This is a genomic window from Streptomyces sp. NPDC042100, from assembly GCF_055582325.1.
The window spans coordinates 368,432-389,182 of the sequence record NZ_JBVJDK010000003.1 but is presented as its reverse complement, the minus strand read 5'-3'; the positions used below and the strand labels follow the sequence as shown (position 1 = coordinate 389,182).

Annotated in this window: 20 protein-coding genes; 12 read left to right on the top strand and 8 right to left on the bottom strand. The window is 73.5% G+C overall.

Annotated elements, in window-relative coordinates:
• Nucleotides 1-238 precede the first annotated feature (238 nt).
• Together ACZ6J5_RS09135 and bla are read left to right on the top strand one after the other, a co-directional pair.
• A complete protein-coding gene (locus tag ACZ6J5_RS09135; RefSeq protein WP_469389298.1) occupies nucleotides 239-1,513 on the top strand; it encodes a hypothetical protein in 1,275 nt (424 codons plus the stop codon).
• A gap of 11 nt (nucleotides 1,514-1,524) precedes the next feature.
• Entirely contained in the window at nucleotides 1,525-2,520 is a 996-nt protein-coding gene (gene bla, locus ACZ6J5_RS09130) for a class A beta-lactamase (protein ID WP_469389296.1), read from the top strand.
• A 93-nt stretch (nucleotides 2,521-2,613) separates the two neighbouring features.
• Here the strand turns inward: bla and ACZ6J5_RS09125 are convergent, their stop codons facing one another.
• The 3 genes from ACZ6J5_RS09125 to ACZ6J5_RS09115 form a co-directional block, all read right to left on the bottom strand.
• Nucleotides 2,614-3,045, bottom strand: coding sequence for a hypothetical protein (locus ACZ6J5_RS09125; protein WP_469389294.1), 432 nt, complete (start codon nucleotides 3,043-3,045; stop codon nucleotides 2,614-2,616).
• A 68-nt stretch (nucleotides 3,046-3,113) separates the two neighbouring features.
• Nucleotides 3,114-3,593: a hypothetical protein gene (locus ACZ6J5_RS09120; protein WP_469389293.1), complete on the bottom strand. Its 480-nt coding sequence runs from the start codon at nucleotides 3,591-3,593 to the stop codon at nucleotides 3,114-3,116.
• Between the two features lie 91 nt (nucleotides 3,594-3,684).
• The gene (locus ACZ6J5_RS09115) at nucleotides 3,685-4,173 is read right to left on the bottom strand and encodes a DedA family protein (RefSeq protein WP_469389291.1); all 489 of its coding nucleotides are present in this window, start codon (nucleotides 4,171-4,173) and stop codon (nucleotides 3,685-3,687) included.
• Nucleotides 4,174-4,656: 483 nt separating this feature from the next.
• Between ACZ6J5_RS09115 and ACZ6J5_RS09110 the strand changes: the two genes are divergently transcribed.
• A complete protein-coding gene (locus tag ACZ6J5_RS09110) occupies nucleotides 4,657-4,965 on the top strand; it encodes a hypothetical protein (protein ID WP_469389289.1) in 309 nt (102 codons plus the stop codon).
• Nucleotides 4,966-4,998: 33 nt separating this feature from the next.
• On the opposite strand, the gene ACZ6J5_RS09105 is transcribed toward ACZ6J5_RS09110, so the two are convergent.
• A complete protein-coding gene (locus ACZ6J5_RS09105; protein WP_469389287.1) occupies nucleotides 4,999-5,616 on the bottom strand; it encodes a hypothetical protein in 618 nt (205 codons plus the stop codon).
• A gap of 130 nt (nucleotides 5,617-5,746) precedes the next feature.
• Complete coding sequence (locus tag ACZ6J5_RS09100) at nucleotides 5,747-6,682, bottom strand: hypothetical protein (protein ID WP_469389285.1); 936 nt, start codon at nucleotides 6,680-6,682, stop codon at nucleotides 5,747-5,749.
• Nucleotides 6,683-6,684: 2 nt separating this feature from the next.
• On the opposite strand from ACZ6J5_RS09100, the gene ACZ6J5_RS09095 reads away from it, so the two are divergent.
• A complete protein-coding gene (locus ACZ6J5_RS09095; protein WP_469389283.1) occupies nucleotides 6,685-7,233 on the top strand; it encodes a TopoII/MutL transducer domain-containing protein in 549 nt (182 codons plus the stop codon).
• A 274-nt stretch (nucleotides 7,234-7,507) separates the two neighbouring features.
• Here ACZ6J5_RS09095 and ACZ6J5_RS09090 read toward each other — a convergent pair whose 3' ends face one another.
• Nucleotides 7,508-8,917 carry a DUF7507 domain-containing protein gene (locus ACZ6J5_RS09090; protein ID WP_469389281.1) on the bottom strand — a complete coding sequence of 470 codons (1,410 nt, stop codon included), beginning with the start codon at nucleotides 8,915-8,917 and terminating at the stop codon, nucleotides 7,508-7,510.
• 422 nt (nucleotides 8,918-9,339) lie between these two features.
• On the opposite strand from ACZ6J5_RS09090, the gene ACZ6J5_RS09085 reads away from it, so the two are divergent.
• The 7 genes from ACZ6J5_RS09085 (at nucleotide 9,340) to ACZ6J5_RS09055 (ending at nucleotide 15,683) form a co-directional block, all read left to right on the top strand.
• A complete protein-coding gene (locus ACZ6J5_RS09085) occupies nucleotides 9,340-9,702 on the top strand; it encodes a thioredoxin family protein (RefSeq protein WP_469389279.1) in 363 nt (120 codons plus the stop codon).
• Nucleotides 9,703-10,040: 338 nt separating this feature from the next.
• The gene (locus tag ACZ6J5_RS09080) at nucleotides 10,041-10,973 is read left to right on the top strand and encodes a D-alanyl-D-alanine carboxypeptidase family protein (RefSeq protein WP_469389277.1); all 933 of its coding nucleotides are present in this window, start codon (nucleotides 10,041-10,043) and stop codon (nucleotides 10,971-10,973) included.
• Complete coding sequence (locus ACZ6J5_RS09075) at nucleotides 10,970-12,061, top strand: endonuclease/exonuclease/phosphatase family protein (protein ID WP_469389275.1); 1,092 nt, start codon at nucleotides 10,970-10,972, stop codon at nucleotides 12,059-12,061. The genes ACZ6J5_RS09080 and ACZ6J5_RS09075 overlap by 4 nt, the downstream gene beginning before the upstream one ends.
• Before the next feature lie 110 nt (nucleotides 12,062-12,171).
• Nucleotides 12,172-13,011, top strand: coding sequence for a response regulator transcription factor (locus tag ACZ6J5_RS09070; protein WP_469389273.1), 840 nt, complete (start codon nucleotides 12,172-12,174; stop codon nucleotides 13,009-13,011).
• Nucleotide 13,012: 1 nt separating this feature from the next.
• The gene (locus ACZ6J5_RS09065; protein ID WP_469389271.1) at nucleotides 13,013-14,467 is read left to right on the top strand and encodes an ATP-binding protein; all 1,455 of its coding nucleotides are present in this window, start codon (nucleotides 13,013-13,015) and stop codon (nucleotides 14,465-14,467) included.
• A 49-nt stretch (nucleotides 14,468-14,516) separates the two neighbouring features.
• Entirely contained in the window at nucleotides 14,517-15,119 is a 603-nt protein-coding gene (locus tag ACZ6J5_RS09060; protein WP_469389270.1) for a YrhB domain-containing protein, read from the top strand.
• A 381-nt stretch (nucleotides 15,120-15,500) separates the two neighbouring features.
• The gene (locus ACZ6J5_RS09055; protein WP_469389268.1) at nucleotides 15,501-15,683 is read left to right on the top strand and encodes a hypothetical protein; all 183 of its coding nucleotides are present in this window, start codon (nucleotides 15,501-15,503) and stop codon (nucleotides 15,681-15,683) included.
• A gap of 260 nt (nucleotides 15,684-15,943) precedes the next feature.
• Here the strand turns inward: ACZ6J5_RS09055 and ACZ6J5_RS09050 are convergent, their stop codons facing one another.
• Nucleotides 15,944-17,329, bottom strand: a complete 1,386-nt coding sequence (locus ACZ6J5_RS09050) for a choice-of-anchor A family protein (RefSeq protein WP_469389266.1) — start codon at nucleotides 17,327-17,329, stop codon at nucleotides 15,944-15,946.
• 118 nt (nucleotides 17,330-17,447) lie between these two features.
• Nucleotides 17,448-17,990, bottom strand: a complete 543-nt coding sequence (locus ACZ6J5_RS09045) for a peptidoglycan-binding domain-containing protein (protein ID WP_469389264.1) — start codon at nucleotides 17,988-17,990, stop codon at nucleotides 17,448-17,450.
• 1,037 nt (nucleotides 17,991-19,027) lie between these two features.
• Here ACZ6J5_RS09045 and ACZ6J5_RS09040 point away from each other — a divergent pair.
• Entirely contained in the window at nucleotides 19,028-20,743 is a 1,716-nt protein-coding gene (locus ACZ6J5_RS09040; RefSeq protein WP_469389636.1) for an ABC-F family ATP-binding cassette domain-containing protein, read from the top strand.
• Nucleotides 20,744-20,751 lie beyond the last annotated feature (8 nt).

Sequence of the window (20,751 nt, the reverse complement as noted above, 5' to 3'; positions counted from 1 at the left end):
GGGCATGAGCGGGCGTGGGGCGTGGGACCTGGAGACGCTGGACCTTGGAGGCGAAGAGGCGAACTCGAAGAGGGAATCAATAGATAGGGGATACGGGCCCCGCAATCAAGACATACAGGGCGGTGATACGGGCGGTGCCGGGCCTGGCCGGTTCGCGACACCAGGGACGGGGTAGCGCTTCCCTCACCCGGGTCGCGGACCATACTGGTCGGGCCCCGATCACCCACTGAACGGTTCCATGGTCAACAACAGCGACAGCACCCCATCGAGCAGCGTCCCCGGCACCGCCTGGCTCGGGCGCGGCCGTCACCTCGGGCCCGAGCCCGAGCGGGACGTACGGCGCAATCTGATCGCCCTCAAGGCCGCCGGAGTCATCGACGACTTCCTGGACCTCGATCCGGTCGAGGCGGCCCGTTCCACCGACCTCTATCCGCGGGGCGAATCCGCCGACCCCGGTCCGCAGGCGCGCCGCCTGTTCGAGGCGCGGTGGCGGGTGGCGGACGAGGTCACGGTGCGCGCGCAGCTGACCACGTACGACCCGGTGTCACGGCGCGCGGAGGGCGAAGGCGTCCTCTGGGTGCTGGCGGCCGAGGCGGAGCGGTCGTGGGCGGCCGACTGGCCGTCGCCCGCCACCGTCTTCTGGCCGGACACCGAGCAGGTCGCCTGGGACCACGACACGGTGGCGGAACTGCGCCTGCGCACGCCGAACCATCTGCCGCAGGACGACGACGAACTGCGCCGCCTGCTGCGGGAGTGCGCCAGGCAGAGCTGGTTCGTCCACGTCGTGGTGCACGAGGCGATGACGCCGGACGCGGTGGGGCGCCGGCCGCTGACGGCGTTCCTGCCGCCGAGCCTGCGGCATCGCGTGGTCGAGCACCGGGCGACCCCGGAGCAGGCGCTGATCGCCGACTTCGCGATCAAGCGCGAGCTGGGCGTGGGGATACCGCGCGGCGGAGCCGTCGTCCTGCCCGGAGATCCGGGGGCTGACGGCTACGAGGCCGAGCGGTTCACGGTCCGGAACGTCTTCCTGGACGGTACGGAACCCTCCGAACTCATCGGCGCGATCGTCGCCTGCGCCGCGCTGCCGCGCCCGCTGTCCGCCGAGGCGGGGCGGGCCCTGGCCCGGCTGCGTGAGGGCTGGCACCTCTACACGCAGGAGGAGGAGTTGGTCCACGCGCGCGCCATGGTGACGCATTACGCCACGGCTCTCGCGTCGATGACAGCGTCCTGCGACCTGTACCGGGAGGCGGCGGAGTCCGCTCTGGCGGCTCTGGCGGACGTGAACGGAGGCGCCGCCGCCACCGGTGCATCCGGAAGACCGGGCAAGCCGGGACTGCTGCCCGGCCCCGGAGCGTCCGGCGTGCCCGGCGCCTCGGGAACACCGGGAGCGTCCGGGCCGCCCGGGTCGCCACCGACGAGACCGGCGACGGCACCGCCTGAGCCCAAGCAGGACTCGTCCCCTCTGAAGGCTCTGTCGAGAACCTTCGCCCGTTTCCGGAGCCCGAACGAGTAGCCGCCGTGAAGATGCCTCACCCTTCCCCCTTCCCCCTTCCCCACCCCCGCGCGGGACGTCCGGTGCTCGCTGCCGCCTTGGTGTTCGCTCTGCTCCCCCTCGCGGCCTGCGGCGGCCGGGTCGAGCCGACGGGCGAGGTGCGGGACACGACCGCGCGCCCGTCCGCGACGGCGCCGCCTGCCGCGATGGCCGTGACGGCGGACTTCGCGAAGCTGGAGCGCGCGTACGGGGCACGGCTCGGGGTGTACGCGATCGACACGGGCAGCGGGCGGGAAGTGGCCCACCACGCCACCGAACGCTTCGCCTACGCCTCGACGTTCAAGGCGCTGGCCGCCGCCGCTGTGCTGCGCACCCATACCGTGCGCGGCATCGACAAGGTGATCGACTACACGCGGAAGGACCTGGTCGACCACTCACCCGTGACGGAGAAGCGCCTGGCGTCCGGAGCGGGTGCCGGGGTGGCGCGGATGACGCTGCGCGAGCTGTGCGACGCCGCCGTCCGCTTCAGCGACAACACGGCGGCAAACCTCCTCTTCGACGCGCTCGGCGGTCCCGAGGGCCTCGCCGCCGAGCTGCGCCGGGCGGGCGACACGACGACCCTGGTGGAGCGCCGCGAACCCGAACTGAACCGCTGGTCCCCGGGGGACACCCGGGACACCACGACGCCCCGCGCGCTCGCCGGCACCCTGCGCGCCTTCGCTCTCGGGGACCTCCTCGGCCCCGCCGAGCGCGCCCAGCTCACGACCTGGCTGCGCACCAACACGACGGGCGACGAGCTGATCCGGGCGGGAGTCCCGGAGGGCTGGGTGGTCGGCGACAAGTCCGGCGGGGGCGGCGTCTACGGCGTCCGCAACGACGTCGCCGTGGTCTGGCCGCCGGACGCCGCACCCATCGTCATCGCGATCATGTCGAACCGGGGCACGAAGAACGCCCCCTACGACAACAAGCTGATCGCAGAGGCGACGTCCCTGGCCCTCGGTGCGCTGACGCGGGCACGGGGAACCTAGCCGACGCGGGGAGCCGGGCCCGGGGGGCATGGAACTCCGGCGGACTCCGTCCTTACCGGCGAGCAGCCGCCAGCGGGCGACGGCGACGATCGGTCAGAGCTCGTAGTCCTCGGCGAGTTCCTCCCACGGCAGCTCGCCGAGCGCGGGGTCGGCCGGTGTGCCCGTGGGTACGCTCGCGGTGGGCTGGAACCACACCACGGTGAGGGCGGAGCGGTACGAGACGGGGTCGAGTCCGGCGGCGATCACCGCCGACCGGAAGGCGCCGACGCAGGCCACGGCGGGTAGTTCCTCCACGGGGCCGAAGGCGCGGGCGGGCTGGTCCGGGTACGCGCGGACGGGCGGGACGACGTGCACCGGACCGGCGGGAAAGGCCCGTTCGGCTCGGTGCCGGAGCGAGCTGATCCTCATGTCGTTGACGGGCTTGCACGGGTAGCCCTCCAGCATCCCCGCGTACGTCGACGACATGTGCAGATCGACCAGTTCGATCGCACGGCCGGAGGACAGGACTATGTGACTCAGCGACATACGGTCACCCTACGGAGGGTGCCTCCGCCCCGTGCGCGGCGGGGCGGGGTGGTGCCGGCCTCTGGCCCTCACTCGAAGCCGAGCGGTCCCACGCCCAGGTCCTCGCGCATGAGGCGGCGCATCCGTGCCATGGCCGTGCGTCGCCGCTCGACCAGAGGGTCGGCCTCGGGCGAGCCGACCGTCGTCCCGCGCGCATAGGCGTCGCGCAGCGCGCGCAGGCAGTGGAAAGCATCGTTGCCCGCCTCCACGACCTGGGCCGGGCCGACGAGCCACAGGCGCTCGCCGGCGGTGTAGACGCCCGTGCCGCGCATGGCCTCCCGTACGGCCGCGTCGCGTGCCGACTCCGACCTGTGGTCGCCGAGGGCGACGGCCCGTATCTCCTCGCCCGCGGCCTTGAGCGCGGAGACGTACTCCGTGTACGCCTCCCGCCGTACTTCCAGGGCGTGCCGGCTCTGCTCGCGGCGCCAGCGGCCGCGGTCGGCGATCGTGGTGGCCGCGATGCCGATGACGGCACCGGCCAGCGTGGAGAGCAGGGGCGTCCAGTCCATGCCCCGCAGCTTGCCCAAGCCGCCGCGCGCGACACCAGTGACTTTCACCCGTCGTCGGGGCCGCTGAGGCCCCTTCACACGCGATGGCGGGTTACGCCTCCTCGGGCGCCGCCGTCTCGTCGGCGGGGCGGCCGGACCGCTTCCGGCGGCGGTAGAGGACCGCGCCGCACACCGCGAGGAGAAGCGCGGCCACGGCGGACACGCCGAGCGCCGTCTGCTCGGCGAAGAGCCGTCCCAGTACGGCGAGCACGCCGAGCCCCGCGGTCGCGTAGATCAGCGCCCAGGCGGCGCCGCCCAGGAACAGGGCGGGGAGGTAGCGGGGCAGCGGCATCCGCATGCTGCCCGCGAGGAAGTTCACGGCGGTCTGGAAGCCGACGGTGAGGAACGATACGGCGACCACAGGTGCGCCCCACCGCTGGATGGCGTGCTCGGCCCGGAGGAACTTCGCCGAGGAGATCCGCGCGCCGAACCTGCTGCGGCGGGCCCCGGCCCCGGCGAGCCACCCGACGGCGAAGGTGCCGCCGGCGCGGAGCAGGACGATGACGTACAGGGTGGCGGCGGTGAGCGCGATCTTATCCACGGAGCCTCGTCCCGGACGCTGTGTAGGACCCCGCGCCCGACCGCGTGTCGGACCCCATGTCGGAAGGCCCGTCGCCCGTCACCGGCATCGCCGGCCCGCCGGAGCGACGACGCGCGTCAGCCTGGTCACCGTCTTTCACCTGCGCCCTGCCTCCGCACATCCGTCCGCCGGGTCCACGCCCGCACGACCGGAACCCGAACCGCCTCGCCCGGGTCCGAGCGTCAGGCAAGGCCAGCCTAACCGAACATCCATACGGCGGGTGCAGGGCACCTGGCAACACGGTTCGACCGGCACGACCGGCGAGTCCGGCCGCCCCACCGACAGCCTAAACCTCTACCGGACCCCTCCCGGGACCACACCGGGTCCCTCGTGCCACCGGACGGACGGCTCGGTCACGCGCGCCTGCCCGGGAGACCGGCACGGGCCTGGCGGACGTCTGACGAGGGCCTGACAGGAGCGGGAGGCCGCATGTAGCGTCGCCGCATGACCGACGAGATCACCGCGCGGGCGGGCCGGGACTTCTACACCTTCGACGGCCGCATCTTCGAGATCTTCAGCAGCTACCCGAAGCGGTTCCATGTCCGGAACATGGAGCTGGAGCTCTCCGGACCCGACCGCAAGGGCAGGCGGACGGTCGTGGTCACCACCGGGACTCCCGAGGCACGATCGACGGAGAGCACCTGGCACTACTCGGCCGAGGAGTGGCAGCGGGCGCAGGGCCTGGAGGTGCTTCTCGAAGCGGTACGCGCGGCCATCGCGTCGGCCCGCGCGGGCGGCACGAGCGGCGTCTGAGCGCGGCGCGAGGCCCGAGAGCGCACCTGCCGCTCAGTCGTCGAACCAGACGACGAGGCGTACGTTGTCGTCGCCGTGCCGCTCCGCGAGTTCCGCCATGGCCCGCCAGACGGGCCGCCACTCCCCGTTCGGGCTGACGGCGTCCTTGCGGCGGATGACGACGGACCGGTAGAGGGTCCCCCGGATGAACCACTCGCTCCCCTCGGGCCACTCCCGCTCCTCGCCCTTCTCCAGCCCGACGGCCTCGGCGAACGCCCCGCTCCAGCCGGACTTGCCCGTCATCCGGAGCCCCTGCGGAGTCTCGCGGTACTGGTGCAGCCGCTTGTCCGGCTTCTCCGCGCGCTCCTCCCAGTCGACGGCCTTGACCTCCCCCCACGTGATCCACGTGTGCCCGTGGAACCCGTCCTCGCCGTACCACTCGGCGAGTTGGGCCAGCCTCGCGCCGAGCGCCGCGGAGACGTCGCCGGGAAGACCTCGATGGGCCGCCAAGGGACGGAAGTTGGCGAAGTTGCGGATGCCGAAGAGGCAGCCGAACGCGTCATAGTCGCGGGAGCCGTTGAGAGAGCCGAGATCGTGAGCGACGTACCAGGCCGCCTCCTTGCCGTCGTGCGATGTTCGATACTCGACGCATCCGCTGATGTCCGTACCCATGCCGATCATTGTGCGGACGGCGTCAACTGGCTTTGTCCGCGCGCCGCCCCGGCCGTACGAGCTGCACCTGGCAGCGGACAAGGTCCGAGGGGGTCCGCGTCCGGTGGGGGGGAGCGACAGCGGTCGCCTCTTAAGACGGCCGGTCGGTTTGCCGCCGGTTTCGGAGTCTCGGGTTCCGTATCGCGGGGAGGCGCATCAGGGTGTGGGTGAAGGCGTCGCCGTTCGGCCTGAGCGGGCACGCGGGGTGCGGGGGCAGCGGGTAGTCGTCGCGGAGGACTCCGGGCGGCAGGGTGCCCGTCGCGGGGAGCGGGGAGAGCTCGTCGGGGCGGGCGAGGTACGCCCAGACGCCGCTGTCCAGCGGTACCACCACGGCCTCCTCGTCGCCGGGCGGACGCCAGGGCTCTCCGGTGAGGGGGTGACGGGGGACGAGGAGGATGTCCGGGCGCGGTTCCGGGGCGGGTATCCCCGGGCCCGCGAGAGCCAGCGACCGGGTCTCCGGGTCCGGGGCGAGGCACTTGGCCACGGCGTACCCCAGCAACTCCCGTACGGGACCGGCCGGGAGGGTCACCGGGCGGTCCTCGGTGACCGCGACGAGGTGGGCGAGGGCCACCCCGAGCGCGGCTTCCCAGCGGGGGCTCCACCATCCGGTCGGCTCGACGGGCGGCACCCGGTGCCCGGACTCCGCCAGGTCGCCCCAGTCGGGCGGCGGTACGGCCGGGAGCCCTGAGGCACGGCGTACGACGGCGTCCGGTTCGAGCCACACCGCCTGCCACAGCCCGCAGTCGTCCATGCGGGTCGCCACCGCCCGCCCGCAGCCCTCGCACGCCAGGTTGGGGCCGGCCCTGCCGTCCACGCCCCTGCAGTAGCCCTCACACCTGTCCAGGACGAGGGTCATGTTCCGGGAGTCGCCCGGGGCGATCACGACCCTGTCGCGGGCCCCGAACGAGACGCTGTACAGGGGCGCGTACACGCCCTGGCAGGCTGCCGCGTCCTCTCCCGTCTCCTCCCAGAGGCGATACGGCGGACCGGTCGGGCGGGGCTCGACGGCATAGGTCGCCGGAGCCATCAGTGGAGGGTGGAGCTCCTCCCACGCCCCGTAGTGGGTGTGGACGGGAAGAGCGACCTGCGACATCGGGGCCGTCAGCTCTGTTCCGCAATCGGCGCACTCGAAGACATCCACGTACGGACAGGCGTCCCTTCACTCGTTTCCTCGCGATTGTGCGACCTCCCCGTCGGCGCGTCCAGCCGTTTTCACCACGCCCTGCCCCCGCCTTTCGGCCCTTCGGGCGGAGTCTCGCGAATCCCCCGGATCCGTGGCCTCGGCAGCGCTCGCAGAGGGCCCGGGAGGGGGTCCGGGCGCACTCCGCCGCCCCGGGTCTCGACGCGGATTCCGTCGCCGACGCGCTGCGCCATGGCCTCACGGTGGTCGTCTCGGTGGGGATCGACCACCCCGGTTTCGGTGGGAGCACGTGGGAGCGTCTGGACAACCCGGAGGTCCGCGCGCCGGTCGCCGCGGCCGTAGCGCGCCGGGTGGGCCACTGGTTCGCCGAGAATCCCGGCGTGGCCTCGGCCGTCGCCGACCGCGTCCTGAGCGGGCGGCGGCGAGCCGAGGGCTGAGCCCCGGCGGTCACACCGGGGCCGGCGGTCCCTCGCGGGCGTGTCCGGACGTGGGGGTGTCAGCGCGGGGCCGACCGTCCGGGCGCGGGATGGGGACCTGGATCCGGGCTTGGGCTTGGGCTTCGGCTTCGGCTTCGGCTTCGGCTTCGGCTTCGCCTTCGGCTTCGGCTTCGGCTTCGGCTTCGGCTTCGGCTTGGGCTTGGGCTTGGGCTTCGGCTTGGGCTTCTTGGGCCTGGGCCGAGGCCTGAATCCGGGCCTGGGCCTGGGCCTGGGCTCACTGCGAAGCGCGCGGCACGCACGGGTCGCAGCAGGTCGGTGCCGGTTCGACGCAGACCGATACCGAGTCGGCGTTGTCGGACAGGTCCGGGTCCTTCTCCGCGCCGGTGACCGAGGCCGTGTTCGTGATGAGGCCGGTCCTGGTCGCCTTCGCCCGGAGGACGAGTGTCACGCGGGCGCCGACCGCCAGGTCCCCGACCGTCCACCGGCCGGTCGCCGGATCGTAGGCGCCTCGGGACGCGTCGGCGGAGAGGAAGGCGAGGCCGGCCGGGAGCCGGTCCGTGACGGTGACGCCGGTCGCCGGGCTGGGGCCGGCGTTGTGGACGGTCACCCGGTAGGCCACGGTCTGTCCGACGGTCACGGTGGTCTCGTCGGCCGCCTTCGTCACGTCCAGGTCCGCCGCCGGGCGGACCATGGTGACGGCCTCGTCCGAGGTGGCCGTGAGCGGTTCGGGCGTGGCGCCGAGGCGGTTCTCGTACGCGGCGGTCGCCGTGTTGGCGACCCGGGTGCCCGCCGTCTCCAGGCCCAGGACGACCCGGTACTCGACGGTCGTCCCGCCCGGCAGGGACGCGGTGTTGGCCAGGCTCCCGCCCTGGGTGGCGGAGGCGTCGGTGCCCAGCCGGAAGACGACCGCGTCGGCGGCGGCGTCGTAGAACGCCTGGTCGTCCCCGCTCCGGTCGGTCTTCGCGCCGCTGTTCGGGCCGTCGATCACGCGCAGCGAGCCGGGCACGTACGTCGTGCCCGGGGGCAGCACGTCGGTGAGGGTGAGGCGCTCCGCCGCGCCGCCGCCCTCGTTCCTCGCGTTGATCCGGTACGTGACGACCTCGCCGACGTCCAGCGGGCCCACCGGGATCGCGGTCTTCGTGAGCACCACGTGCGGGGCGGTACCGAAGAAGATCCCGTCGAGGAAGTTGCCGATGCCCCGGTTGCCGCCGGCGGCCGAGACGGAGCGGAAGGCGAAGCGCGTGGTGGTCTGCCCGTCCGGGACGGTGTAGGTCCCGGTGTAGTAGCCCCACGCCGTGTTGCCGTCGGTGAAGGTGCGCTGCTCGACCACGCCGCCCGGGGCACCGATGTCCAGGGCCATCGTGTCCTGTCCCTGGCGGCCCCGGTGGTAGAGGCGCCAGTACAGCTTGGTGCCCGGGGTCGTCGGCAGGTCCTGGTAGAGCGTGGAGACCTGGTTGGCGTTGAGCTCGGCGAACTGCTCGCCGTCGGCGGAGGGCACGCCGTTGAAGCCGGAGTGCCACACCTCGATCATGTGGTCGGTGGCGGTGGTCAGCCAGCCGGGTACGTTCCGCGGCGCCTGCGTCTGGGAGGCGTCCGGCAGAAAGGCCATGTCGGTGACGGAGGGCTGCTCGAAACTGCCGTTGACGAGCGCGACCCGCAGCGGGGCCGGCGAAGGTGTGGTCATCTCGCGTCTCCAGTCCAGTCTCTCGGCGGTGGAAGCGCCGGAAGCCGCGGCGCGGCGCGGCGTGACGGCACGCGCTCGGAGCTCCTGACGCTCCGTAGCTCACAGGCCATGGCAGGTCACGTACAGTCGCGGCGAACGCGTCCCGGCCACCCCGGAGCTGGAGGTTTGCGCGCTCCGGCATCCGGCGTCACGGCCCTGCCGCTCCTCCCCTCACCCCCCCGGATCGCCCCATCCCTCCCCTGCCTCACGCCTCTCCCTCCCGCCCCACTCGCGCTGACCGAATGCCACCGTCGCCTGACGAGCGTGCGCCAACCGACACGGTGAATCCCCGGGCGCGACATTGACGCACGCGCGTTCGCCAGCCTGGCGCGGACGCGTGCGGGCAGGTGCGCGTGGCCGGAGGGGATGATGGGAGCGGAACGATGGATCACCAGGTCAGGAGCCTGCACGTGAAGCGGATGCACCAGCCCCGCGAGGACGCCGAGTTCGATTTCGCCCTCAAGATGAGCGGGGTCCCGGTCCTCGCGTACTTCATCGGGACCTGGCCCAAGGCGGTCGAGCCCTGCAAGACCATGGACCTCGTCGTGGGCGCCGTCGCCGACGAGTACGCGGGCCGCCTGCTGGCCGTCCGCGCCGACATCGCCCGCTGTCCGGCCGCGACCCAGCGCTACGGCGTCACGGGAGCCCCCTCGTACGTCCTGCTGCGGGACGGGGAGGCGGTCGCCCGGGGCACCGGGATCCTGAGCGGCGGGGAGTTGCGGGGGCTGCTGGAGGGGCACCTCTGACCGCCGCCCGCGGCCCGTCGCGCGTCGATACACGGCCGACACAAATCCGCGCGCTCGTGGACGCACGGCCCTGACTTCGTGGACGCGGTCGCCTTCCAGGCTTCGGTACGTACGCGGTGATCGCGTACCGGGGAGCATGGGAGGCAGCGGTCATGGACACGTGCGGGACACGTTCCGAGGGGCTTGCGGGCGAGGGGCCCGCGAGCGACGGGGTTGCGGGCGAGAGGCTTCCTGGCGAAGGGCTTCCTGGTCTGAGGCCTGTCGGGGAGCCGCGGTTTCTCCGGCGGCGGCTCCTCCTGGTCTCGGCCGCCGCGGCGCTCGCCGTCGGCGTGGGCGCCATGGGCGGCGTGGGCGGCTGGGCCGGGTTCGCGGCTCTCACCGGCGGTACGGACGCGGTCCACGGCTCCGGCGCCGCCGCTCTGGGCTCGCCCGAGGCCGCGCTACGGGCGCGGCTGAACCTGCCGTGGCCCGAGGAGGGCCAGGCCGGTGTCTCCGTCGAGGGCATCGGCAGCCTCGGCGGCAGCGGCGACCGCGAGCCGGTGCCGATAGCGAGCGTGGCCAAGGTCATGACCGCGTACCAGATCCTGCGCGACCATCCGCTCCGCGCCGGTGAGGAGGGGCCGGAGATCACGGTCGACGCGACGGCGGCGCAGGAGGCCTTCTCGCTCAGCGAGTCCGCCGCGCCGGTACGTGAGGGCCAGCGGCTCAGCCAGCGCAAGCTCCTGGAGCTCCTGCTGCTCCCCTCCGGCAACAACATCGCCCGTCTGCTGGCCCGTTGGGACGCGGGCAGCGAGCAGGCGTTCGTGGCGAAGATGAACAGGACCGCGGGCTCCCTCGGCATGGCCAGGACCCGGTACACCGGGGCCAGCGGCCTTGAGGACACGACCCGCAGCACCGCCGACGACCAGCTCGCGCTCGCCCGCAAGGCCATGGAGGAGCCGGTGCTCAGGGAGGTGGTCGCCATGCGCGAGACGACGGTGCCCGGACATCCCGGCCCCATCGCCAACACCAACCGGCTCCTCGACGAGCCCGGCGTGATCGGCCTGAAGACCGGTTCGAGCACGCCCGCCGGCGGCAACCTCATGTGGGCGGCCGAGGTGAAGTCCGGCGCCACCCGGCATCTGGTCCTCGGGGTGGTACTGGGCCAGCGCGCCCACACGACGCCCGCCGAGGGGCTGCGGGCGGCGCTGGACCGCAGCAGCCGCCTCGTCGGCGCGGTGCGGCAGGGCCTTCCGTCCGCGCTGTCCGGGATCGCGGGGACCCGCCCGTGAGCCAGGTGAGCCAGGTGAGCGGCGCGATCAGTGCGAGCGGCATGAACAGCACGAACGACACGAACGACACGAACGGCATTGACGCCGTGAACGGCACGAGCGACGTAGCCGACGAACCCTCCGCCGCGGCTCCGCGCCCGGAGGCGGCCCGTACACCTGACCGGAACGGCCGGTGGCGGCGGGGGCGGCTCATCGCCGCCGGGGCGGCCGTCCCCACGCTGCTCGTGGTCGGGCATGGCGCCGTCCCGAACGTCTTCGGCAATCCCGGGAGTCTCCTGGAGACCTTCCTCCCCTGGCTCGGGCTCGGCGTCCCCGTCTGCGCCGCACTGGCCGCCCTCCGGCGCAGCGCGAGCGCGGGCGTGGCCGTCCTGCTGGCGGCCGGGGTGTGGTGCGCCTCGTTCGGCGGCGCTCTCCTGGACAAGCGGGCCCCGGGCGGCGGCGACCTCACGGTGGTGTCCCAGAACGTCGGGGCCGAGAACCCCGACCCCGCCGGGACCGCCCGCGCCCTGGCGGCCTCGGGAGCGGGGCTGCTCGCCCTGGAGGAGCTGTCGCCCGCGATCACGCCGGCGTACGAGCGCGCGCTGGGCGGCTCGTATCCGCACCACATGGCGATCGGGACGGTCGGGCTGTGGAGCGCGTACCCGCTGCGGGAGGCCGAGGCGCTGCCGATCATGCCGTGGACCCGCGCCCTGCGGGTCGTCGCCGACACCCCCAAGGGTCCGGTCGCCGTGTACGTGGCCCATCTGGCTTCGGTACGGGTGCACCCGACGGCCGGATTCACGACCTTTCACCGCAACGAGGCGGCCGGCAAGCTGGCCGAGATCGTACGGGCGGAGTCGCTCCCGCGCGTGATAATGGTCGGCGACTTCAACGGCACCCTCGAGGACCGCGCGCTGCGGCCGGTGACCGAGGGGTTCCGCTCGGCCCAGGCGGAGGCGGGCGACGGCTTCGGCTTCAGCTGGCCCGCCGCCTTCCCCGTCGCCCGGATCGACCACGTACTGGTACGGGGCGGCACGCCGGTCGCCGCCTGGACCCTGCCCCGTACCGGGAGCGACCACTTGCCGGTCGCCGCGTCGTTTCGCTGGTGAGCGGGGCAGGCGCCCCTGTGGACACGGGGTCCCCGTGCTCCGGCGGCCACTCCCCCGCACGTACGCTCGCTGCACAGAATCCCACGTTCCACTTCTATCCAGGTGACGAGATGCGACAGCACGACAACACAGCGGCCGGGCAGGCCCAGCAGCCCGGGCCGGCCGGGCGGCAGGGCGGCGGTGAAGCCACTGGGACGCCCCCGGTGCACGTGCTGCTCGTCGAGGACGACGAGACGATCCGGAAGTCCATCGGCATGGCGCTCGAACGGTACGGATACCGGGTGTCGGGGGCGCCCGACGGCCTGACGGGCCTGGAGATGTTCCGGGAGGGCGACCACGATCTGCTGCTGCTCGACGTGATGCTCCCGCACCTGGACGGCATCGGCCTGTGCCGTCGGATCCGGGAGACCAGCCAGGCGCCGGTGCTGATGATGTCGGCCCTGGGCGACGCCCTGAACGTGGTGGCCGGCCTGGAGGCGGGTGCCGACGACTACGTCGTCAAGCCCGTGGACACCGGCGTGCTGGTGGCCCGGATCCGTACCCTGCTGCGGCGGGCCGCCTTCACCGCCCCGGCCTCGGCCGGCCCGGGGCCCGGCTCGACGGGCGACGACGCCGACGCCGACAGAGGGAGCGGCGGCGGAGCGGGGGGAGGCGGTGGCGACGGCAAGACGCTCTCCTTCCGGGACCTGACCGTCGACACCCTGGGTCTGGAGGTCCGGGTCGACGGGACCCTGATCGCCCTCACGCCCACCGAGCTGCGGCTGCTCCTGGAGTTCGTGGCCTCTCCCGGCATCGCGCTGCAGCGGCAGACCCTGCTGCGCGAGGTGTGGGACTACGGCTGGGACGGGGACATCCGGGTCGTCGACCTGGCGGTGCAGCGGCTCCGGAAGAAGATCGGGGCCGACCACATCGAGACCGTGCGCGGTTTCGGCTACCGGTTCAGGCGCTGACGTGGCGGGGACGGACGACCAGGCGATTCCGGGCGCCCGCGCGGGCGGCGGGGGCGGGAGCGGGGGCCCGGGCGGGGACGACGCGAAGGGGATGGAGGGCGTGGAGGGCGTGAACAGCATGGACGGCACGGACGGCGCAGAGGAAGCGGGCGGGCCGCGCGGGGCCCTGCGGCGCCTCGCCGATCCGCGTTCCCTGCGGTGGCGGATCGTGGCGGTGGTCGCGGTCGCCGCGTGCGCGATGGCGGTGGGCATCGGCGTCCTCGTACACCGCACCACCGTGGACCGTTCCCGGCACATCAGTGCCGGCTATGTGCTGCGCGAGCTGGACACGGCCGTGGAGGAGTACCGGGGGCTCCGGCCCGCCCCGCCGGGTCCGGCGGCCGACCCCGGCTACCTCAGCGGCGACGAGCTGCCGGACCACCTGCGCGCCATGGTGGCGGAAGTGCCTGCGGGCACGCCCGTGACCTGGTACGACACGCAGTCCCGGCAGGGGCCGTGGATGTGGGCGGCACGGCGTGTCGACGGCGAGGTGATCGCCACCAACATGCACATGGGGGCTGAGGAGCGCAGCATCGAGGCGCTCGACCGGCACATCCGGTACGCGACGATGGCCACGCTCGCCGTCGTCGTCCCGTTCACGCTGCTCGCCGCCGAGCTCGTCCTGCGCCGGCTGCGGCGGGTGGCGGGGACCGCGCGGCGGATCAAGCGCGGTGATCTGGACGCGAGGACGCTGAGCCGCCGTCACGACGAGATCGGCGAGATCTCGTCGGCGGTGGACCTGATGGCGGACGCCTTGCGGGAGCGGCTGCGCGCGGAGCAGCGATTCACCGCGGACGTGGCGCACGAGCTGCGGACGCCACTCACGGGCCTCGTCACCTCGGCGTCGCTGCTGCCGGAGGGCGAGGCCACCGATCTGGTCCGGGACCGGGTCCATGTGCTCCACGGGCTGGTGGACGACCTGCTGGAGGTCTCCCGCCTGGACGCGGGCACCGAGGAGGCCGACCTGCGGCCGGTGCCGCTGGACGAGCTGGTGACGGAGTCGGTGCGGCGTGCGGGGCTGGACTCGGAGACGCGGATCTCGGTCGTCGGCCGTCCGGTCGCCGTGACCGATCCCCGGCGGCTGGACCGGATCGTCACCAACCTGGTCGTCAACGCGCACCGGCACGGCGGTGCGCCGGTCGAGGTCGTGGTCGACGGGACCTCGGTCGTCGTCCGCGACCACGGTCCGGGCTACCCGCCCGAACTCCTGGCCCACGGGCCGCAGCGCTTCCGCACCGGCACGGCGGCACGCGGCCGGGGCCACGGCCTCGGCCTCACCATCGCCCAGGGCCAGGCCCGCGTCCTCGGCGCCCGGCTCACCTTGTCGAACGCGGCAGGGCGAGCGGGAGCGGACGGCGAGACCGGCGGCGCGGTCGCCAGACTCGTACTCCCGGAACCTCTTCCGCAAGAGCACTGACGACCGTTTCGAACTTGGCATTGTCAAGCCATCACAGAATGCTGCACGCATGATCGAGAAAGAGGTCGCCGTCAGGACCGTCGAGGAGCACCTGGAGCGCGACTACCAGCGGTGGCGGGCCGAGAGCCCGAAGGCGCTGAGGATGGCGGTGGCCAGGGTCACCGAGCACGAACTGGCGTGGATCGTCTCCTGGACCTCCGAGGAGCACTTCCGCACCCGGGACTCACGCTACGCGCTGGCCGGCAACGGACCCTATCTGGTCGACCGTGTGGACGGCGGATTGCACCAGATCGGCGTCGTCACCGCGGCGGCAGGGGGCTGGGAGGACGACTACCTGGTTCAGGTACGGGGTTTCCCGGCACCGCCCACCGCCCTGGAGCTGCTGCACACCGATCTCCTGGAAGCTGCGGCACGCGGGCGGCTCCACGCCGTGCGGGCGCTGCGCCGAAGGCTTCCCTCGTTCTCTCCTGCAGAAACGATCGAGTACGTGGGCGCACTGCTGGAGGGGGCACCGCCCCCGCATCTGCTGGACGTTGCCACCAGGGAGCTCACCGACCGGCCCGGCGCCGGAGACGGCCCGAAGGTGGTGCCTGTGCCGATGCCCGAAGCCGGTCAGGTCGTGGACCGAAGGTGGGTCTCGGGCGGTGATTGATCGTGGTCTGTGGTTCCGGACCGGGCCGGCGCCCCATGGCAGGACATCCCCCCATGCGGGCGTCGCATGGGGCGAGCAGGCGCGCAGTTCGCGGGCTCCACGTCGAGTCGTCGCCCGCATCACGTCATCGAGCAGGGCACGGCCTTCGAGTGGGTTACCGCAGCAGTACCAGTAGAGGTTGCCGAATTCGTCGTCGTGCCGGAGCTCGCCTTCGGGGCGGCGCGCATAGTCCTTCCAGAGGCGTGCGATTCCTCTCCTTGGAACGAAGTACGGGATGCACGTCCTGGACAATCCCTCCGAACTGTCGGAGCGCGCCCGGGAATGCCTCCACCGCGCGGGGCGAAGGGCAGACCCCGGCCGGTTCGAGATTCCGATCGAGATGTGGCGTGTGCGCGACCGGGTGGGGCGTACGGCCAGCGGGTCTCGAAGCCCTGCCGGGACCTGATCCACACGAACGGAAGCGTCGGCGGCGACGTGGACGGGGGCGGTCCGTTCGTCCCCACCGCCCCGTCGCTCACCCGGCTCGTCGAGTCCCACACCCTGACCGACTCCGTCGCCGGCTGACGGCCCTGGCCGATGCTCGTGCGGTCTGGGCCGGAGCCGGACCTGGGGCCGCTCGACCGGCTCGCTCCGGCGCCGGAGGCCTCCTGGGACGCCCAGGGGTGGCTGCTGTCGGATGCCGTCGCCGTCTCCGATTCGCGTGCCATGGGCTCGGCGACGGCGACGCCCCGCGCCTGCGCGTCTGCGTCTGGTCGCGGGGCGAGGACGGGCACTGTCAGGTCCGGGAGGCCTTGGCGGCCGTACGGGAAGCGGAGCGGTGGGTGTCAGCCCTGGGCGCGGCGGCGGCGCGTGACCAGCAGGACCGCCCCGCCCACCGCCCCCAGCGCGGCGGCCGCGGCCAGGTAGGGACCGACCTGGCCGCCGGTCGTGGCGAGGGAGCCGTCACCCGAGCCGCCGCCCGTGGGAGGCGCCACGGACGTGCCGGGCGTCGCCGGCTCCGTGGTCTCCTCGCCCGGCCGCGCCGTCGTGGGCGTCGGAGCGGGCGAGGTGGTGGAAGTCGAGGTCGGGGTGGGGGTCGCGGACGGCTTGGCGCCGCCCGGCGGGGTGGTGGGGACCTCGCCCGGAGTTTCGGGCGCCTTGGGCGTCGGCCGGCAGGTGAACGTGGACGATCCGGTCCACGGGTAGTTGTGGCTCTCGTTGCCCGTGCCGTGGGTGCGGATGTCGCCGCCGACGTAGACGCGCCCGTTGGTGCTGGCGGTGAGGTCGGCCGTGGCCTTGGGGGCGAGGATCGAGCCCATGAAGTTGCCCCCGCCACCGAGGCTGAGCGACGTGGAGCCCTCGAAGTTGTACAGGATCCGCGACGCCGCCTCTCCGAAGCGCGGGGAGTCGTACGTGTCGGCGCGGTCGCCGTTGAACCCGACGGAGAGCGGGGAGACGGCCACGGCCTGGCCGCCCGTCACGTTGACTACGACGGCCGCCCCTTCGGGGATCCCCGTGAACAGGAACGTCGAGGCCCCGTCCAGCTCCTTGGCCGCGATCTCGAAGACCTGCGGGCTCGCCGCCTTGCCGCCGGCGCCCTTGAAGGTGACCGTTCCGCCCGAACTGGTCGTCGTGCCGGTGCTCTTGAGCGCGGCGAGCGACGCGGACTCGCGGCGGATCGTGTCCCCGAACGCGTCGTACGGGCTCAGGGCCGTACGCGCCCCCACTCCGGCGGTGCGGGAGCCGCCGTTCGTCTCCAGTGAGCCCTTCTCGTCGATCGCGCCACCGACCGCGACGGAGCCCCCGTACCGTGGGCCCGCCGTCAGGCCGTGGCCCACGTCCACCGTCGTCCCCTTGGCGATCTTCAGATCGCCGCCCACCGCGAGCATCACGGCACCCGACGGGGGCAGGATGCCCGAACCGGCGCCGACGCGGCCGACGTTGAAGACGCCTCCGGAGCTCTTGGCGAAGGTGGCGTCACCGGCGATGACCAGCAGGCCCTCGGCCTCGGCCGTACCCCCGTCGGCGGTGTAGTCGCCGCCCGCGTAGAGGGCGACGTTGGCGTCGGTGAAGCGGGGGTTGTGCCCGATGCCGGGCTCCTGCCCGGGAGCCGGGCAGCCGGGAGCCTGCCCGCCGGCCGCCGGCGCCAGCGGCTGGGCGAGCGCGGCGCACGGGGCCGAGAGGCCGAGGACGAAGGCGAGCGCCACGGCGCCGCGCATTCCTGAGCGCATGGCGGCAGTGACTGTGTGCGACATGGTTGTGCCGTTCTCTTTGAGGGGCGAGAAGGAAGGAAGAAAGGAAGGAAGAGGGGGGTGAAGGGTGATGTGGGAGAAGTGGGGGCGGGACTAGTCAGTAGCCCCAGCCGTCCCAGTCGTTACCGTCGGATCCCGCCTCGCGGTCCGACTCGGCCTGCAGCGCGGCGCGGGTCATCGGGCCGTACACGCCCAGCTCGTCGACGAGGGCGCGGGAGGCCTGGAAGCGGGTGAGGGCGGCCTGGAGGTACTCGCCGAACATCCCGTCCGCCGAGCCCAGGTACAGGTGGAGCCGCTGGAGCCGGCGCTGGAGGTCCTTCACCCGGGGGCCCGAGCTGCCGAGCCGCAGGACGTCCGAGCCCGTCCGCTCGGGGGGCCCCGAGGTACGGGTGGGCGGCTGCGCGGGCGGAGGGATCGTGCGCGCGGATGCGGTCGTGCGCGTCGGCGCGTGCGTGGTGCGGGGTGTGGCGGCGGCGGTGGCAGGGGGCGTCGTCGTGGTTCGAGTGACAGGGGAGGTGGCGTGGGGCTTCGGCGGGGTGGTGGCCGAGGTGGCCGGCGGCGTCGTGGTGCCCCACGAGGAACTGGGGAGCGGCAGGTCGGGCACGGTCAGGGACAGGTCGCTGGGCGCCTCCTGGTCCATCCCTGAGGTGAGGCCGACCGTCAGCCCGATGCCGGCGGCGATGGCGCCCGCGATGAGGAGCGGGAGCGAGAGGCCGGCACCGTACTCGCGCCGCTCCGGTCTCCCGGTCGGTTTCGCGTCCGGATGCCAGCCCGACTCCGGCTCACACCCTGAGCCCGAACCCGGACCCGGACCCAGACCCGAACCCGAACCCGGACCCGGCCTCGACCCCTGCCTCGGTCCCGGCTCCTGGCTTCGCGCGGCCCTCCGGCCCCGGGCCGTCCCGCTCCTTCCGGCCTTCCCCCGGCTGCTCCCCCGGCCCCCGCCCGCCGCCGACTCCGCCTCCACCGCCGACTCCGTCTCCGCCCTCCAGGACCTGGGCGCCCTCCTCGCATGGCGGGACCTGCCCGCGCCGTGCCGCGCGCGGGGGCGGCCCTCGCCGGGGGCGCGCGGGAGCGGCGGCGCGGTGTCGAAGAGCTCGACGTCCTGCTCGCGGGCGCCGGGACCGATGGTTTCGGGACCTGCGACCACACCGAAGACGGGGTGGTCGCGCCCGGGGCGCGCGGGCGGCTCGGGGGCGCTGGAGGCGACTGCTTCGGTCAGGGCAGTCCTGTTGCGCATACGTGTGCTCCAGAGATGGCGAAGCTGTGGGCGTTGTGGCGGGAACGCGGAGAAACGCGGGGTGCCGAGGAGACTCTGACCGGCGTTCAAAGTAAGCGTCAACTGCATGCATAGGGGTACAGAAAGGGGCGCTCGCGACCTTGATTCTTAAACAACCCTTAATAAGTGACGCACGTCACTCGCGGACTACGCGAGACCAGGCCGACCGGCTTAAATCCCGCTCTTCGGGGCGCAGTTGAACACCCGGTTCGACCCTCACGAAAACCGCGTGCCCCGAGACGGCTCGTCTTGTTATGGTGGGGGCATGGCTTTCTACTTCTTCGTCTGAGTCCGGGCACGGCCCTCGCCGCCGTTCACGCCGCCCGTCGATTCCTCGTACGCAAGGAAAGTCACCCATGCGCGACCGCGCCCATCCCACCCTGCCCTCCGGCCCCTCGATGCCTCACGCGTCCGCGCCCGCTCCCGCCACCGCCACCGCCACCACGCAGCTGGCCGTCAGGGAGGTCACCAAGTCCTACGGCACCCGGACCGTCCTCGATCAGGTCTCCTTCACCGTCCGCCCCGGCGAGCGCGCCGCCGTCATCGGCGAGAACGGTTCCGGCAAGTCCACGCTGCTGCGGCTGCTCGCCGCCGCCGAACAACCGGACGCCGGGACGGTCACCGTCCGCTTCCCCGGCGGCGTCGGGCATCTCGCCCAGACGCTCGCGCTTCCCCCGTCCCGCACCGTGCGCGACGCGATCGACCTCGCCCTCGCCGAGCTCCGCGCCATGGAGTGCCGGCTGCGGGCGGCGGAGGAACGGCTCGGCGAGGCGAGCGAGGCCGAACTCGCCGCGTACGGCGAGCTGCTGATCGCCTACGAGGAGCGCGGCGGCTACGAGGCGGACGTGCGCGTGGACGCCGCCCTGCACGGCCTCGGGCTCGCGGGCGTCACCCGCGAGCGGGTGCTCGGCACCCTCTCCGGAGGCGAGCGGTCCCGCCTCGCGCTCGCCTGCGTGCTGGCCGCCGCCCCCGAGCTGCTGCTGCTCGACGAACCGACCAACCACCTCGACGCCGCGGCCGTGCGCTGGCTCGTGGACCACCTGCGGGCGCACCGCGGCACCGTCGTCGCCGTCACGCACGACCGAGGGTTCCTGGAGCGCGTCGCCACCACGATCCTCGAGGTCGACCGGGACGCGCGCGCGGTGCACCGCCACGGCGACGGCTGGGCCGGGTACCGCGCGGCGAAGGCCGCCGCGCGGCGGGGCGCCGAGCAGCGCTACGCGGAGTGGACCGAGGAGCTCGCCCGCGCGGAGGAGCTGGTCGAGGCCGCGGGGCGGCGGCTGGGCGGCACCGGCGGTGACCCCAAGCAGGGTTTCGGCAAGTTCCGCCGCTCCAGCGAGGGGAAACTCGGCGGGCAGGTGCGGGCCGCGCGGGAGCGGCTGGCCCGGCTGCGCCGCCACCCCGTGCCCGCGCCCGCGCCGCCACTGCGCTTCACCACCGCGCTCACGGCGGCCGCCACCGCCCCCGGCACTCCCCCGGACGCCCGCCCGCCGGCCGGCGAGCCCGCACCGGGGCCGGAGCCGCTCGCCGTACTCGACGGCGTACGGGTCGGGCGGCGACTGCGCCTGGACGGGGCCCTCACGATCCGGGCCGGGGGACGGCTGCTGGTCACGGGCGAGAACGGCGCGGGCAAGACGACGCTGCTGCGCCTGCTCGCCGGAGACCTGGCACCGGACACGGGCACGGTGCGCCTCCCCGCGCGGGTGGGCTATCTGCCGCAGGAACTGCCCGCGCGGGCCACGCACCGCTCCCTGCTCGCCGCGTTCGCCTCGGGACGGCCGGGGCCCCCGGACGAGTACGCGGAACAGCTCCTGGGGCTGGGCCTCTTCCGCAAGGAGGACCTGGACGTCCCCGTCGGCGCGCTCTCCGCGGGCCAGCAGCGCCGCCTCCAGATCGCCCGCCTCGTGACCCTCCCCGCCGACCTCGTCGTCCTCGACGAACCGACCAACCACATCGCCCTCGACCTGGTCGAAGACCTCCAGGCCGCGCTCGCCGCGTACCCCGGAGCCGTCGTCGCCGTCTCCCACGACCCCGCCTTCCGGGACCGCTTCGAGGGCGAGCGGCTGGAGCTGCGGGCGGGCCTGGCCGAGGGAGGAGAGGAGGGTTCCGGCTGACCGGAACC